15 protein-coding genes are annotated in these 15,050 nt (G+C 45.9%); 8 read left to right on the top strand and 7 right to left on the bottom strand.

All coding sequences use genetic code 11. The annotated features are described in order from the left end of the window. Positions 1-515: 515 nt before the first annotated feature. Positions 516-1,115, top strand: a complete 600-nt coding sequence (locus C3B51_RS03110; RefSeq protein WP_130244133.1) for a class I SAM-dependent methyltransferase — start codon at positions 516-518, stop codon at positions 1,113-1,115. Beyond that, the gene (locus C3B51_RS03115) at positions 1,108-4,077 is read left to right on the top strand and encodes a DEAD/DEAH box helicase family protein (protein ID WP_130244134.1); all 2,970 of its coding nucleotides are present in this window, start codon (positions 1,108-1,110) and stop codon (positions 4,075-4,077) included. The genes C3B51_RS03110 and C3B51_RS03115 overlap by 8 nt, the downstream gene beginning before the upstream one ends. Positions 4,078-4,127: 50 nt before the next feature. Here C3B51_RS03115 and C3B51_RS03120 read toward each other — a convergent pair whose 3' ends face one another. Then, entirely contained in the window at positions 4,128-4,610 is a 483-nt protein-coding gene (locus C3B51_RS03120) for a PD-(D/E)XK nuclease superfamily protein (protein WP_130244135.1), read from the bottom strand. 129 nt (positions 4,611-4,739) lie between these two features. Beyond that, positions 4,740-7,910, bottom strand: coding sequence for a DUF3427 domain-containing protein (locus tag C3B51_RS03125; RefSeq protein ID WP_130244136.1), 3,171 nt, complete (start codon positions 7,908-7,910; stop codon positions 4,740-4,742). 212 nt (positions 7,911-8,122) lie between these two features. On the opposite strand from C3B51_RS03125, the gene C3B51_RS03130 reads away from it, so the two are divergent. From C3B51_RS03130 to C3B51_RS03140, 6 genes are all read left to right on the top strand, one after another. After that, positions 8,123-8,437, top strand: coding sequence for a hypothetical protein (locus C3B51_RS03130; protein ID WP_125722070.1), 315 nt, complete (start codon positions 8,123-8,125; stop codon positions 8,435-8,437). A 406-nt stretch (positions 8,438-8,843) separates the two neighbouring features. After that, positions 8,844-9,014 (top strand): hypothetical protein, encoded by a 171-nt coding sequence (locus tag C3B51_RS23515; protein ID WP_164519329.1) that lies wholly within the window; start codon positions 8,844-8,846, stop codon positions 9,012-9,014. A 186-nt stretch (positions 9,015-9,200) separates the two neighbouring features. Then, positions 9,201-9,332 (top strand): hypothetical protein, encoded by a 132-nt coding sequence (locus C3B51_RS24055; protein WP_276313907.1) that lies wholly within the window; start codon positions 9,201-9,203, stop codon positions 9,330-9,332. Positions 9,333-9,588: 256 nt separating this feature from the next. Beyond that, a complete protein-coding gene (locus C3B51_RS03135; RefSeq protein ID WP_165389102.1) occupies positions 9,589-10,821 on the top strand; it encodes a UPF0149 family protein in 1,233 nt (410 codons plus the stop codon). A 104-nt stretch (positions 10,822-10,925) separates the two neighbouring features. Continuing rightward, positions 10,926-11,093, top strand: coding sequence for a hypothetical protein (locus C3B51_RS23520; protein WP_165389103.1), 168 nt, complete (start codon positions 10,926-10,928; stop codon positions 11,091-11,093). Between the two features lie 217 nt (positions 11,094-11,310). After that, a complete protein-coding gene (locus C3B51_RS03140) occupies positions 11,311-12,075 on the top strand; it encodes a substrate-binding periplasmic protein (RefSeq protein ID WP_165389104.1) in 765 nt (254 codons plus the stop codon). Between the two features lie 192 nt (positions 12,076-12,267). On the opposite strand, the gene C3B51_RS23525 is transcribed toward C3B51_RS03140, so the two are convergent. From C3B51_RS23525 to C3B51_RS03155, 5 genes are all read right to left on the bottom strand, one after another. Then, on the bottom strand, positions 12,268-12,438 hold the full coding sequence (locus C3B51_RS23525; RefSeq protein ID WP_165389105.1) for a hypothetical protein: 171 nt from the start codon (positions 12,436-12,438) through the stop codon (positions 12,268-12,270). A 97-nt stretch (positions 12,439-12,535) separates the two neighbouring features. After that, the gene (locus C3B51_RS23530) at positions 12,536-12,673 is read right to left on the bottom strand and encodes a hypothetical protein (RefSeq protein WP_165389106.1); all 138 of its coding nucleotides are present in this window, start codon (positions 12,671-12,673) and stop codon (positions 12,536-12,538) included. Between the two features lie 432 nt (positions 12,674-13,105). Continuing rightward, entirely contained in the window at positions 13,106-13,633 is a 528-nt protein-coding gene (locus C3B51_RS03145) for a hypothetical protein (protein WP_130244139.1), read from the bottom strand. Position 13,634: 1 nt separating this feature from the next. Then, on the bottom strand, positions 13,635-13,943 hold the full coding sequence (locus C3B51_RS03150) for a helix-turn-helix domain-containing protein (RefSeq protein ID WP_130244140.1): 309 nt from the start codon (positions 13,941-13,943) through the stop codon (positions 13,635-13,637). Positions 13,944-14,315: 372 nt separating this feature from the next. Beyond that, positions 14,316-14,744 (bottom strand): hypothetical protein, encoded by a 429-nt coding sequence (locus tag C3B51_RS03155; RefSeq protein WP_130244141.1) that lies wholly within the window; start codon positions 14,742-14,744, stop codon positions 14,316-14,318. Positions 14,745-15,050 lie beyond the last annotated feature (306 nt).

Here is a 15,050-nt window from a genome sequence, read left to right on the forward strand (position 1 = left end):
AATGTGATCAAGAGACAGGCCTCCGAGCCGGGAACCACCTAACTACAACACCCAAAGCCTGAGTTACCCGCACTACTCAAAACCCTGCATCGTCTTCTTGCCAGTGTAACCCGCTGTAATAGCCACAAAAATCGCACTGAGTTACGATAAAAAGTTAACCAAAAACCCGCTCAATCTCCCAATCTCCAAGCATCTCGGGCCCACAATCCAATTTGTAATCAAAAGTTGAGCAATTGTTTTAAAATCGCTAATCACTGCGGATAAAAAGCTACTCAACCAGAAAAAAGTGTTGTAGATTATTCATACGTCTGCACCAAATGATGGTTCACTTGATTACGGTCTAAGTGATAACCGCCAAAAAAAGGCAGGCACACAACAAGAACAGTTTTAAAGTGTCGCGCAAAGGAAGTTGTAACCGCCGATCAGCAGAAAAGGAGCCAGAGAATACCTTGGCACCAAACCTGTCCCATGCATCACCTCCTTACCAGCTGCACCACAGAGTAAACGGGTGAGTGATGTCAGACTCCACATTAGAATACTACAGTCGCAATGCCGTCAGCTTTGCCGAGGCAACTTTTGCAGTGAACATGCAGCCACTGTATGACGAGTTTTTACCCGCCATACCCGAAGGCGGCAAAATCCTCGATGCCGGCTGCGGCTCAGGCCGCGATGCACTGGCGTTTAAAAACCTCGGCTACCGGGTCGATGCCTTCGACGCCTGCGCAGAGCTTGCCAATATCGCCAGCTTCCATCTGGAACAACCCGTCGGCTGCTTCAGCTTTGATGAACTCAGAGCAACCAACACCTTTGACGCCATCTGGTGCTGCGCCAGCCTGCTGCATGTGCCAAAGGCACAGCTGCCAGGCGTATTCCAGCGCCTGCAAAATGCACTCAAACCAAATGGCATCATTTATATCTCATTCAAATACGGCGAGGGCGAACGCACTGCAGACGGCCGCGCATTCACCGACCTCACAGAGCAAAGCCTGAACACCTTACTGGCCCAAAACACCGGCCTTAAAGCCAGCAATACCTGGCAAACCGGCGACCAACGCCCCGGCCGCGAACACGAACGCTGGCTCAATGCGTTGTTAGAAAGGGTGAGTGGTGAATAGTTTTAGTCAGAACACCGTATTACAAAATAGCGCACGTCAACTGACGGCGGGCGGCACCGATCCCTTATTACCAAAACTTGTGCATGCCATTAACCATGCCGACGAAATTGAAATCACAGTCTCTTTTATCCAGCCTAGCGGGCTGGCGCTGTTGTTTGACCCGTTATTGGAGGCTCTGCGCAGTGGCGCGCAGCTCAAACTGCTTACTTCTGATTATCTCGACATCACCAGCCCGGTGGCATTACGCGAATTAATGACTCTGGTTGAGCGAGGCGCTGATATTCGCATTTATGAAAGTGACACACATCAAAGCTTTCATATGAAGTCGTACATTTTTGTTAAAACGCAGCAAAATAGCACTGAAATTGCAGCAGGCTGCGCCTTTATCGGTTCAAACAATATTAGTAAAAGTGCACTGACCACAGGGCTGGAGTGGTGTTTTCGCCATGACTACACCCATCCGCCGGGCAGCAAGGGAGCCTGCGAATTCAATTATATTCGCCGGGTATTTGCCGAGCTGTTTGCTCATAACAAGGTTAAAACACTCAGCCATAGCTGGATTGATACCTATATACAAAGACGAAAAGCGCCGCAGTTTATTGTCGCCGGTGAAGCGGAAGATGCCAGCGATGCAGAGCCCGTAACACCGCGCGCCGACCAACAGCTGGCGCTGGACGCGCTGGCAGAAACGCGCCGCCAGGGCTTTAAACGGGGCCTGGTGGTGCTCGCAACGGGTATGGGTAAAACCTGGCTTTCGGTATTTGATGCGCAACAAATGCATGCAAAGCGTATTTTGTTTGTAGCCCACCGCGAAGAGATCCTGACGCAGGCCCAGCGTACCTTTGCGCGATTATTGCAATGCAAAACCGGACTATACACGGGCAAAAAGAAAGACACGGACGCTGAGTGTCTTTTTGCTTCAGTCCAGACGTTAGGGCAAGCCCGTCATTTGCAGCGCTTTGCGCCGGATCATTTTGACTATATTGTGGTGGATGAATTTCACCACGCCAGTGCCCGGGTTTACCGCGCATTACTCAACTACTTTACCCCTCAGTTCTTGTTGGGTTTAACCGCCACGCCGGAGCGTACCGATCAGGCCGATATACTCGGGCTGTGCGACAACAACCTGGTGTTTGAACGCAACCTCACTCAGGGAATAGATAACGGCACGCTGGTGCCATTTCAGTATTATGGCATTTGGGATCAGGACGTTGACTACAGCGCAATTCCCTGGCGCAACGGCCGGTTCGACCCGGACGCGCTGGAAAACCAGTTTGCGACCAGCAAGCGGGCAGCACATGCATTAAAAGAGTGGCAAGCGCGCAAGCAACAACGCACGCTGGCCTTTTGTATTTCTAAACGCCATGCCGAGCACATGGCGGGTTACTTTAATCAAGCCGGTGTTAAGGCGCTGGCCGTACACAGCGACTCCCAGATACGCCGTAATGATGCGCTCGAACAGCTCGAGCAAGGGCAGGTTGAGATTTTATTCTCAGTGGACTTATTTAACGAAGGCACCGACCTACCCAGCATTGATACCGTACTGATGCTGCGGCCCAGCGATTCCAAGATTCTATTTTTACAGCAGCTTGGCCGGGGATTACGCACTTGTGAAGGCAAAACCCACCTTACCGTGCTGGATTTTATCGGCAACCATCATAGCTTTTTAAATAAGCCGGCGGCGCTGCTTAACGCGCAAGGCGCAAAGGGCGTGACACAAGCGCTGAAAGCTCCCAAACTGCCCGAAGGGTGCTTCATCAACTTTGACCTAGAGATCACCGATTTTTGGCAGCAACTGGCCAAAATACAGCGCACCACAGCACTGGAAGACTATGAGCATCTGGCGCAGCTGCTTGGGCATAACCCAAGTGCAAGCGAGTTCTATCGCCACTACGGCGACCTGAAAAAAGTCAATAAACAACATGGCAGCTGGTTTGCGATGCTGGCCGATATCGGTGACGAAATTAACTCAGACTGGTTAGCGCCATACGCAGACTTTCTGGTTAATGCTGTACAGCAAACCAGTATGACCAAATGTTTTAAGGCCATTTTGCTTCAAGCGTTTATACAACTCGACGGCTTCAGGACTGCCCCAACCCTGAGCGAACTGGCCAAAGTCAGCGCAGCAATTTTAGCGCGCTACCCGCACCTTAAAGCACATGACCTGCCAGAATCCAAAAGAACGCTGGAACCAGATAGCCAGGCCTGGTTCAGCTACTGGCTGGGCAATCCCATAGAAGCCTTTACCGGGCTCAAAAAAACCAAACAAGGCACAACCTGGTTCAAGGTCGAAAAAAACGGCGAAGATCTGCAAACAGCCCGGCTGGTTGCGAACGTACATACTGACCAGCTGCCGAAACAGGATATCGACATGCTGGCCGACTGTGTTGCAGAGCTTATTGAACTCAGGTTAGCTGAATATACCCAGCGCATTGAAAACAAGCGTATTTCAGAGGTGCAAGCAGCAACCCCAGAGCCGGAAAAAGCCTCTGATAAAAAAGAGCCCGATATATCAGAGCAGCAATGCGAGCCCGACAGCACCAATGTGGTTCAGCTGCCGTATTTCCCCAATCTGAAAATTGCCTGCGGCCACTTTAAAACCGGTGACGACAGCGACATGACATGGCGCCCGGCACCTGACCGTGCTGGCAGGGTAGACCCGGACAAGCACTTTCTGGCCCGCGCCAGCGGCAACTCAATGAACGGCGGCAAAAACCCCATTCTGGATGGTGATTTACTGCTACTGGAACGCATCAGCAGCGACAACGCCGGTTCAATCACAGGCACCACCATCGCCATTGAACGATTTGACGGATCGGGCGACGCCCAGTTTTTACTGCGCGATGTGCAAAAAGAATATAACGAACAGGGCGAAGCCAGATACCTGCTGGTCGCCCGCAACCCGGATTACGAAACCATTATCGCGGACGAGAGTTTAGTGACGTTTGCGCGGTTGAAGTAGTCCAGCCGCCTAACGATTTTGCGTTGAGGGCCTGCTTCAGCAATCTAATCTCATTCGGCACCTGTTATCCATTCTAGAAAGTTATCTAAACTTCTAAAAACTTTGAAGACCTTGTCTTCGACCGATTCTGCTTTGTTTATAAGCCATGTGTATGCTTCTTTTTTATAACCGTCTCCGTCAAAAACGATTGCGAGATACTTTTCTGACGTTCCAAGCATTGACTCAAAGAAAAAAGGAAACTTTTGATCTACCGAGCCTGAGCTTTCTTGCCTATGTGCCTCTACTCGAATTAGCCCGTATTGAGCTGAGTTTATTAAAAATGAGCTTTGGCGGTCATTACCATACATGTCTTTGTAAGTTTGTCTTGTACAAAATGAGTTAGGTTCAAGGTTTTCATCTAGGCTAATTGAAAAACCAGAGTCAATTAATGCCGTCTCCAGCTCTTTGCAAAATCGTCGGTTAGACTCTTGGGGAGTAGCAGAGTCTTTAACTGTAGGCGAGGCCTCTGCAAAAAGTGACATTTGAGATCCCATAATTATATCCTTATTAGAAAATTCATATTCTGTGTGCTTTTTGTACTCCAATTTCGTGTCATATGTCAAAAATTAAGCAAAGCTCTTTGATATGGAACATATTATGGGTATAAAAGATGAGCTCTGAATTCACCCCATCGCCAATTTCCCCGCCTCATGCCAGATATCATTCGGCATGGGGTGGTGTAATTTCCAGGTGATATCCATAGGTTGGCTACCTTGGTGCTGAACATAGCTAACCTCGCCGAAATTGACAAACCCCATGGTCCTGCCGTTTTCGTCGGTGTTCTGCTCGCGGACAAACAAAAGTATCCGTTTTCCTGTATCTTTATGCTGGATATAACTCAGCCCCTTACCGCGTTCCGGTCGGGCTGTGTTCTGGCTTTGCCAGTGGAAAAGGGTAGGGCTGATGGCGTAATCGTTATACAGAGTCGTTGGTGAGTAAACTTTCTCGCACTTATTTAAAGTGACAAACAAAATTTCAATATTTAGAGACTTGAACTCTTTCACACCTTCCCTTGCTGATGAACGTTTTTTAAACGTGTGTTCGCCCATGGCCGCAAAGATCTGCTCGCGGGTATACCGGCTGTGCAGCTGCAATGCCTTGTTTGGTAAAGACGCCAGCGGCTGTTCTATATGTTCAACACGATTGAGCAAGATGGTCAATACGTCTCTTAACTCAGTTGTTAGAACGGGATGAGCCAATGCTTTGAGACTTTCGGCCACAGACTTTGAGTTTGTCTGATTCTGTGGCGTTTCCCAAAAGTTGTAAAATGCCATCAAAGCCATCGCATCTTTTGTTTTGCTATCAAACTGAGTGATTTGCGACATATCAAAGTGATTGTCGCACAAAGCAAGCAAAAAGCTCAGGTAGGTAAGTGAGTTACATGCCAGCAGTTGTGTATTGATTGCCCGGTTATAAGCCTTAATGAGTGGTAACTCACGCTCGACCAGTTCAGGTTGAGTAAGGCTATGCCACCGGCTGACTCCAGATTGTGTAGGCTTATAGAGATCTTCAAGCGTGACGCTAGGGTTCACTTTTAGGAAATTGGCCAGGGTCAATGGCAGATTGGTGTCTTGTGCAAAGCGATTAACTAAGGCTCTGAGCCTGTTTAAGTCATTCGTTGCCTTACGAATATTATCGAGGATAACTTCTTTGCTTTGTTTTTGTAGCTCTATGCGACAACCGAGCGGTAAATGCGGAAATCCGTCTTTAATCTCATGCCCAATAGCCGTGTTTGTTTTGCCAACCAGGGCTCTAAATTTGGCTGCAAAATCGTATTCTGGCCTGGCATTGCCGACAAAATCGAGCACGGTGCAGCATTCTTTTTCGTTATTACTAAGGCGTAAACCCCGTCCCAGTTGTTGTAAAAACAGCGTGAGACTTTCTGTTGGACGCAGGAACAACAAGGTATCAACTTCTGGAATATCGACACCCTCATTAAAAATATCGACCACACACAAAATATTGATGTCGCCGTTTCTTAAAGCGGTTTGCATTTTGTGTCTTTCTTGGGTGTTATCACTGGTTAAAATGCCTGCGCTTATGCTGTTTAAATTGAATTGCTTTGCCATAAAATCAGCGTGAACTTTACTCACACAAAACGCCAGCGCCTTGATTTTGTGTACATCGACGAGAATATCCTGCATATTTGCGATAATCTTACGCGCTCTTTGGTCGTTATACGTATAAAGCTGTGTCAGTGCGGCTATTTCATAACGGCCTTGTTTCCAGGGAATGGTGCGCAAGTCAGTGTCATCATCCACCGCAAAGTAATGAAAAGGGCATAAATGTCGTTGGTTTATGGCCTCTGGCAATCGTAGTTCTGCTGCAATTACCCCACCAAAATCATTAAGTATATTGCCACCATCTTGTCGCTCTGGTGTGGCTGTGAGTCCGAGCAATATATGTGGTTTAAAGTGCGCTAAAATATCGCGGTAGCTACGTGCTGTAATATGATGCACTTCGTCGATAACGATGTAGTCAAAGTAATCGACCGTCAGGTTTAGGGAATCTAGCTGGTTGTTGAGTGTTTGTACCGACGCAAACAGCTGTCGATAGCTACCTGGCTTGTGATTGCCCACCCAAAGCTCGCCAAACTGGTTGTCTTTTAAAACGGCTCTGAAGGCGCCTCGGGCTTGTTTTAATATTTCTTCGCGATGCGCCACAAAGAGTATGTTTGCATTCGGTTTGTCTTTAATAAATCGCTGGAAGTCGAACGCGGAAATGAGTGTTTTACCTGTGCCGGTTGCTGCCACCACCAGGTTTTGAGTACGCTTGTGCAGCGTACGCTCTGCACCGAGTTTATCAAGTATGGTGCGCTGGTGAGGCTTAGGTGCCAAGTCAAAATAATAGTGACCGCTGGTATCACTGATCTGATCCTTGTTGCCTGACAGGGCGGTTTTGAGCTTTTGCTTGCAGGTTTCCTGACCTGTATACAACTCAAATTCGTCTGATTCCCAGTAGGTTTCAAACGTGCTGAGTGACTTTTTAATTATATGCGGAATTTCCTGATTGGTGATCTTCAGGTTCCACTCAAGCCCGTTTGACAGCGCAGAGTATGAGAGGTTGGAAGAACCAATATACCCAGTATGAAAACCGTTGTTACGCAAAAATAAATAGGACTTTGCGTGAAGCCTTTCCTGGCGCGTGTTATAGCTGATTTTAACTTCGGTGTTTGGTAAAGCTGCCAAAAAGTCGATTGCGCGCTGATCTGTTGCGCCCATATATGAGGTGGTAATGATCTTTAACTGCTTTCCGCTACGGGTGAAGTCATGTAACACATCTTTGAATATGCGGATCCCTGTCCAGCGTATAAAAGAGACCAGCCAGTATATTGTGTCTGCTGATTGTATTTCTCGCTTTAGCTCGCTTTCTAAAGATAAACCCGCATTAGCACCAGAGAATAGCTCACTTTGTGTCAGTCCTGTTTGAGGAAAGATGGCATCGCTATATTGCTCCAAGTCTGCCGCTAAGGGGTTGCGTTTATCGAACAGTGCCGTGAGTATTTTCCCCTTTGTATCAACTAGGCTCTCCTCAATACAGTGCGCTTCACTTAGTTGATCTTTAAGCCAAAAAACAAACTTATTAGCAAGTTGGATCTGTTGCTCCAGGCGGTTTTTGTCCCCTGTGGGGATGCTGTCGATAGCAAGCTGCATCAGCTTTGACATGAAACGTGATAACCAGATGGCCGCTTCGCCGCTTTCTAACTGACGTTCGCCGACATAAAAGCGTTCTCGGTCAAGTTGCTGCTCTACCACCTGAGTGATCAATTGTTCGTAAATGCCAAACTGCTGCACGGGTTATCCTTATTGTTTTTATGTGCTTGAAACCCAGTTAGTTTAAAGGCTTTATGTAATTCGATAAAGAGCTTGGGCTTGTTTTGAACGCAATTCCAGTAACTCTTTATTCATATTTATGCAGCAAAATTTAAATCAGTTCGTTTTACCATCAATGTGGGTAGCAAATTACCCGCTAACTAAACGCTAAAAATAAGTAAAAGGATTAAGAAATGAAAAAGCTGATTATTGCTGCGGCATTGAGTACATGTGCGTTTTCTTCTGTGGCTGGCGAAGTGGTGCTGCACAATGTAAGCGTGTATGCAAACAGCACAGTAAAGCTGGATGTATGGGCAAGTGCCTACAATGCCTATGGCTACTGCCACGTAAATGGTTTTGACGATGCGGTGCGTTTTACCACTAAATGTGGTGAAGACGAGTCCACGTTTGCCCGTTACGCCGGTGGCACTAAGTGGGTGCAAAAAGACAGCGGCTCAAAAAATCAGTGTTATGCACTGCTTGAATCAGTGACTTGCGTAAACTACTAATATCTGCGTTTTAGATGGGGGTTTTTACCATCTAATTTTAATAGACGCATTTTAAGTGAGCATTGGCCGCATTCGCGGCCTTTTTTGTTTTTTACCGGGCGCCGTTTCTGCCTGTTTTGGGTTGCCCATGCCTAAACTCCCTATTCACGTGTATTGCCTACTCTGGCGCATCTTGCCCATCGCGTATTACGAGCCTTAATGCGAAGGCTATAAGACTATAATCTAATATCGTCAGGCTTTGTTGCGTCCCCTTTATGTGGTTATATTGTAACCGTTTGTAATTGCTTTGGCACTGGGTTGTGAAAGCCTGGTGTTTTAAACAGGCCGTAGCTGGTAGGTTACAAACAATGAGCAAGCGCATGTATTTTGCGCATGAACATATTCATTACATTGGTAAGGAAAAACAATGCAAACTAAAAAAATGACACTGAGTCTGAATAAAAAAATCATTAAAAATCTGGATAACGCCGCATTAAATAAGTTGCTGACCAATCAAGTGGCTGGTGGCACAGGTGGTGGCTCTAACAGCTATAATGGACCTTGTTATACACCGGCTACATCGCAGCGCTACTGCTAATACAATAGGTTATGACTGCACGTGCATAGCCATAAATGACAGCGTTGTTTTTGGTTGTCTGTAAAGTGACCGGTTAAGATTATGCCAGGCACCAGAGTTGTGTTTCGAAGCAACCAGTTTGGCTGAACAGGCTGCTGTAATTTATGGGTAGCGTTATTGGAAGAATAAAAGTTAGGATGGGACCTGATGAAGATTAAATTGAATAAAAAAGTGATCAAAAAACTGGATGACTCTGAGCTGGGCGATACTGCGACTAAGCTTGTCGCGGGTGGCCTTGCCAGCTCAATGTACACCATGCTGAAAACAGGTGTCTGTTAATTCCTGTCTCATGTGAACCATCTGGATAGTCAGATGGCCCTTTTAGCAATGTCAGGCTTCCTGTCTGGCATTGTTTTTTTATGTTTTACTTTTTTGTGATTATACAAGGCTAGCCATCTGTAACGCTGCATAAGTGCGTATTTAGTGAGCGAACAACCGTTTTTTTTGTATAACAGCTGTTATTTAATGGTTAATGCCTTTACCTTCGCGCTGCTGGACGGTATAACACTCTAAACTCATGCAAAAACAAATTTCTATGTCTATTCAGTTGATTAAAAAAGCTGTAAAAGCCTTGTCGGCAAATAGTGAGCTCCAGCCAGATATTCTTTACATTGAAGGATATTTAATGGGGCTGGGTGTTGCGTTGCAGCCCCCTTTGCCAAGCGAATGGCTTGAGCACTTATTTGGTCACTATAAGCTTGAACACGCTAAGCAATTAGAAGCCGTGATGGATTTTCATACCATCTGCTTTCGCAAAATGATCCGCGACGAAAATGCCTTACCTAAGCAATGCGCGCTATCTAAAACTGCCCCTGAAGAAAGCCTGGGCGCCGATAAGCCATTGTCTTTGTATTGCATGGGCATGTTGCGCGCGCTTACCTGGATCAATACAGAGCATATCAATGCGGAGCAGCGCCAGCAGCTACAGTGGCTTAAAGAGATTTTACGTGGTTTTACCAGCTGTGAGCAGGCCAGGCGGGAGTTTGCCGATGAGGACGAGGACTTTGGTAAAGTGCTGCTTAAGCAGCGTCGTATGATCCCAACTTATGTGGCCAATACCGCCTACGCAATGCGTTTTGCCGATGACATGGTTGAAGTGCTGGGCGAGTATGGTATCACCGATCCGGAAATGCTGGAGCTGGCGCACGAAGCGTTCAATGAGATGCTCGAAGAAGTCTTAGACCGTGATGATGAAGAGGCGATTGCAGATTACGACCGCCTGGTTATGCGGTTTGAAGAAAATATGATCACCCCCGATTATGTAACAGAGAACATGGGGGTTTTCTGGAAAATGCACGAGACTCGGCCATACATGATGCTTCGCGCCAAGCGGGCGCAACTTAACCTGTGTTACGGCAAGCCAGAAAAAGCCGTTGAAGAGCTTCAGGATTTGTTGCGGTTAAACCCCAACGACAATCAGGGTAACCGGTATTTATTGCTGAACTGCTTTATTGTGATGCAGGATTGGGCACAGCTCAGAGATTGTTTGGGGCAGCTCAGCGAATGCTCTACCTTTACGCAGGCTGCACATGCACTTATGGCGTATGCTACCGAAGGTGACACAGCCCACAGTCGCGAAGCCAAAAGAGCCCTTAAAGAGTACAACAGCCATTTTCTGAAAGTCGCGACCGGCCAGAAACGAACTAAGCCTTGTCATGATTCGTACTCACCAGGCAGCGAAGAGGAGGTAGACTTTTACCTTGAAGCGGGTGGCAAAAAAGCCTGGCTGAGTGTTGAAGGCAGCTTGTTCTGGTTACGCCAGAAGTAACGGCCCCATCAAGCATGATAGCTCGGCTTGTTAGATTTTTTACCAGAAGGTCGAAGCCAAAGCGCTGGGCCGACCAGCCTTTTGAGTATGTTGAGGATAAAAAAATGCTGTGGTGCCCTTGTGTAAAAGGTCCACTTGAACAAGGGAACCCTATACTCAAAATGCTTGAGGAAGGGTCATTGACCATGGGGCATGTGCGCAAAGACCCTTATGAGGGCTTGTATGATGCCCGCAACTACGACTGGCGCGAAGACCCTAATAACCCGCCTTAGTTTTCTTTTTTAAAACCTTTATATAGCCACAGAGCTGTCGGTAAGCAGATCCCGTGTCGGTGCACGGGATGACGGTGTGGCTTTTGGAGGTTGTGCTTTATCTTAGCCACTGAGTTGCCGGTAAGCAGATCCCGTGCGGCTGCCGGATAACCGAGCGCCAGTAAATTATATGCTAGACTCAAATTTGGGTCGGGCTGTAACAAGGTATGGCTGTTGCATGAGTAAACGTTTTAAGCCATTGATTACTGTGGTTATCACATCATATATGGTGCTGGTTAGTCATGCGGTATGGGCAAAAGAGTTAGTGGTCGCGTTTGGCCTGAGCCGCCCGCCTTATGTGGATGAGCGCAGTGGCTCCGGGATCAGTGTTGAACTATTTAAGCAAGCCGCCGGTGAGCTGGGCTGGCAATATAAAACACTCTTTGTCTCCATCAAGCGCATGGAGCGGTTACTCGAACGGGGCGAGATAGATGTTGCGGTTGAAATGTCGCGCGCACAGCCCGGTTTACATTATTCCATTCCTTTTATTTCTTACAGCAATTATGCCGTCCACAGGCGTAACCCCGGATTTGTACTGAAATCTATGCAGGAGCTTGCTAGGCACAGTATCTGCGCGTGGCAGAACGCGTCTGAACACCTGGAGCTTAGCGAGATCGTGGCGGGTAAAGAAGATTACCTGGAATTTCCCCAGCAACGAAACCAGGTAATTGAATGGCTCAATGGTAAGTGTGATGTGATCCTGATTGACGACACGCTGCTGCGCTGGCACCTGTCTGAACTCAACCGCTCATCTTCTGTGTACATCAATAATCAATGGGGCAAGGTACTACTGCCATTCGAAAATAACCCGCTGTGGTTTTATGTTGCATTCAAAGATGCGCAACTCAGGGACGCGTTTAACACCAGCCTGACCAAACTGATCCAGACGGGCCGTTACCAGCAAATAAGAGAATACTGGCAAAGCGCACAGCAAAAGGAGTAATACGGATTTTGTACAAACTGCTGGTATGATATCAGGCATCACCTAAGATACTTCAGTCGCCAAGGAGGCGGAGCATGAGAGACTGGAAATCAAACCTGTTACTGGCTGCTTGTTGTGCGTGTGAAGAAAAATATCTGTTGGACAATTCTCTGCGTTTTAACTAGCCGAACAGTGCGTCCGGCTATGAATATATTAATGAGTGGCCACAAAAGGCATTGAACGCTTTTTATCTTCAACTGTTTTCTTCAGCGGAGCCGTAGCGAAAGTCAAATAGGCGACTTCTGGATCTTTAGGGTTGTTGCAGCCGCCGCCACCACCGCTGCCCTTAACGCTTTTTAAAAGCTCTGTTTTTAGTTTCTGCATTATAGAATCCTTCTCATTTTAGTATGCCTATTGTCTGATTTGGCAATACATATTCACAATATTTGATGAATATATTAATCAGTTTTATCAAAAAAACTTAACCTGATTTCTTATTTAGATTAGGTGGTATGTAAACAGCTTCGCGTTTTGGAAGGCCTGGAGCACCTCCACCACCACCGCCACCTGTACCAGCATGAATTTTTCCTAATAATTTAGTTGGGATTTTTTCCTTCATAAATTTCCTTCCCCAGAACTTTACAAGATGAGTTGAGTAAAAAACACCCACGTCTCTAGCATGCATAAGAGCTATTTACTTAGCCTGCTGATTTTTTATACTTAAAATCAGGAAGTTCTGTAGATTGAACTCACTGAGGGTTTTCTGGGGTGTTTCCTCCCCCAGCAACGCCTCCATATACTTTTATTAAATCACTTTTCTTGATTTTGAACATTGTAAAAACCTTCTCGTTTTGGTGTGTTGCCTGTGTAAGTATTAGAAAATTTATTCACAGTTCGTGATGAAAATATTAATCATCGTATAGACTAAAAAGCTTAGGCCTTATTTGTCGTGTCAATCGGTGGTGGCGGGGGCGCAATGTGGGGGCGGTGTGGGTTTTCGTAATCACCTGGATTTCCACCTACGCCACCACAAACGATAGCGGACAATCTTTTAGATATTTTCTTCATAAAATTTTTCCCTATTTGGAGTTTTAAAGACATAAGTCAGCAAAGAAAGTAGCATCAATGCATGTAAGACGACTAAAACCGGGTTTCTTACGTTATTTTTAATGAACAGCACATCTATCACATAGAACTTGTATAACCAAACTTCAATGTAGACTAATAAGTTGATAGCAAAGCTAGCTAAACATAATGTTATTATACCAATTTCTTGTAGTGCGAAATGATGGTTTTCACTCACTCTAGAAAAGTACTCAAGTTTCGTATTTTTGTAGATTACATCTGCAATTTGCTTACGCAAGACGATAGGAAGAACAAATAGCACATTCATAAACATACTAAAAAGATATACATGGGTTGTCCAGCTAAAGCTCATTTCATAGAAGGCCTCATCTATCAATTCAATGATCATTAAGATTGAAAGAAAGTACCTAGAGCATTCAAATCTCCATGTCAGGAGCAGTGCAATCAAAATTGTCGGCAATGTTGCGTATGAGATTATGGAATAAAAATCCATCCTAAGACTCCTTTTCTTCTTGTTCTTCTTTGGTGCCAGACTCTTCTTCTTCGTTCATTAAAAAGCCTAAGTACATTGTCACCATATCTTTACCAAAGATCAGAAATATGTCCAGCAGTTGAGCACTGGTCATTTCTGTTTTTCCACTCTCCCAGTTGCTCACGGTAGATTGGTCGACTTTTGAGGACATTTTGGCTGCCAATTCCCGTTGGCTCAAGCCCATTTCAATGCGCATTTGGCGAATACAGCGTTGCATTTGCACTTTGAACTTTTCTATTTGACGTTTTCTCTTCCCTGGACTGTTTTTCATATTTTTTCCTGTAAGAGGTTCAATAGCTGTATTTTACATCTATGTAACCTATCTGCAATGTTTACTATCATGTTTCCATCATTTGATGAAAATTTTCATCGCAACACTGTACCGCGTAGCGGGCTCATGTTTAATTTCATTGTTTATAGGCTCGTTTAGTGATTTGTTTACTGGCTTTGGTATCTAGTGAGCTTCAATAATCTGCTTGTGGGGCAAGGCTATGCGCAATCTAGCGAAATGAATTCTTCAGGAAGGGGCGTCTGCGTGTTGTCTGGCATAGCTACTTATTTACAACCCACTACATTGCGCTCTCAAGCTTGTTGATGGTCTGACCTGCCTCAGGCTGTAACCCCGACGCCAGGCGGCAGGGCGTCAGAGTAGTTCGCTTCTTATGATCCTGGCGATGGAGGTGAGATCGGTCTGGCGCTGCATGGCTTCGCCTTTGCTGATCCCCTGTATTGCTTCGTAATCATCAAGAAAGAATGCGGTATCGTATTTATTAGAACGACTGCATTTGACATAAACCAGCACATAGCAATATTGAAAAATCTGGTCTAATGAACGGAAGAAGTCGATGTCGCTGGCGCTGATATTGGGTTTTACCGTCTCGTTAAGACGATTAAGATACACATGTTTTATATACACTGAGCGGCCATTGCGCGAGTACTTAGCAATGTCGTGCACGCCCTGGTTAAACACAGTTTTGATCTGTACATCGCTCAATGGCACCAGGTTTGACGTAAACATGTCTGTGCCCGTCTTATGTGCTGACGTTGCCCATGATTTAAACTGTTCAAACATGTCTTGGCTCCTTCAAGTCTTGTTATTCAATAAGTTAGCTGTTTAGGTTGCGACTTACTCTACTCTCACTTTCATCTCACTGTCATTGAAGTAAGTGTGTGCAACTGTTGTTATGGTGTTAAATAATAGCCTAGCTGAATATTAATGTGTTCATCATTTGTAACTTTTTTAACGGGAAACTTACTACCCAGCCTAAATTGAACGGTATGAGCGTGGTTTAAGTTATCAAAATGTTTCTTTTTTGAACGGGTAATCCGGTTTGCTGAGTGACCGCCTGGTTAAGTATTGGGTAGTTTCTGCATACAA

Source organism: Pseudoalteromonas rubra (assembly GCF_004212645.1).
GTDB lineage: Bacteria > Pseudomonadota > Gammaproteobacteria > Enterobacterales > Alteromonadaceae > Pseudoalteromonas > Pseudoalteromonas rubra_G.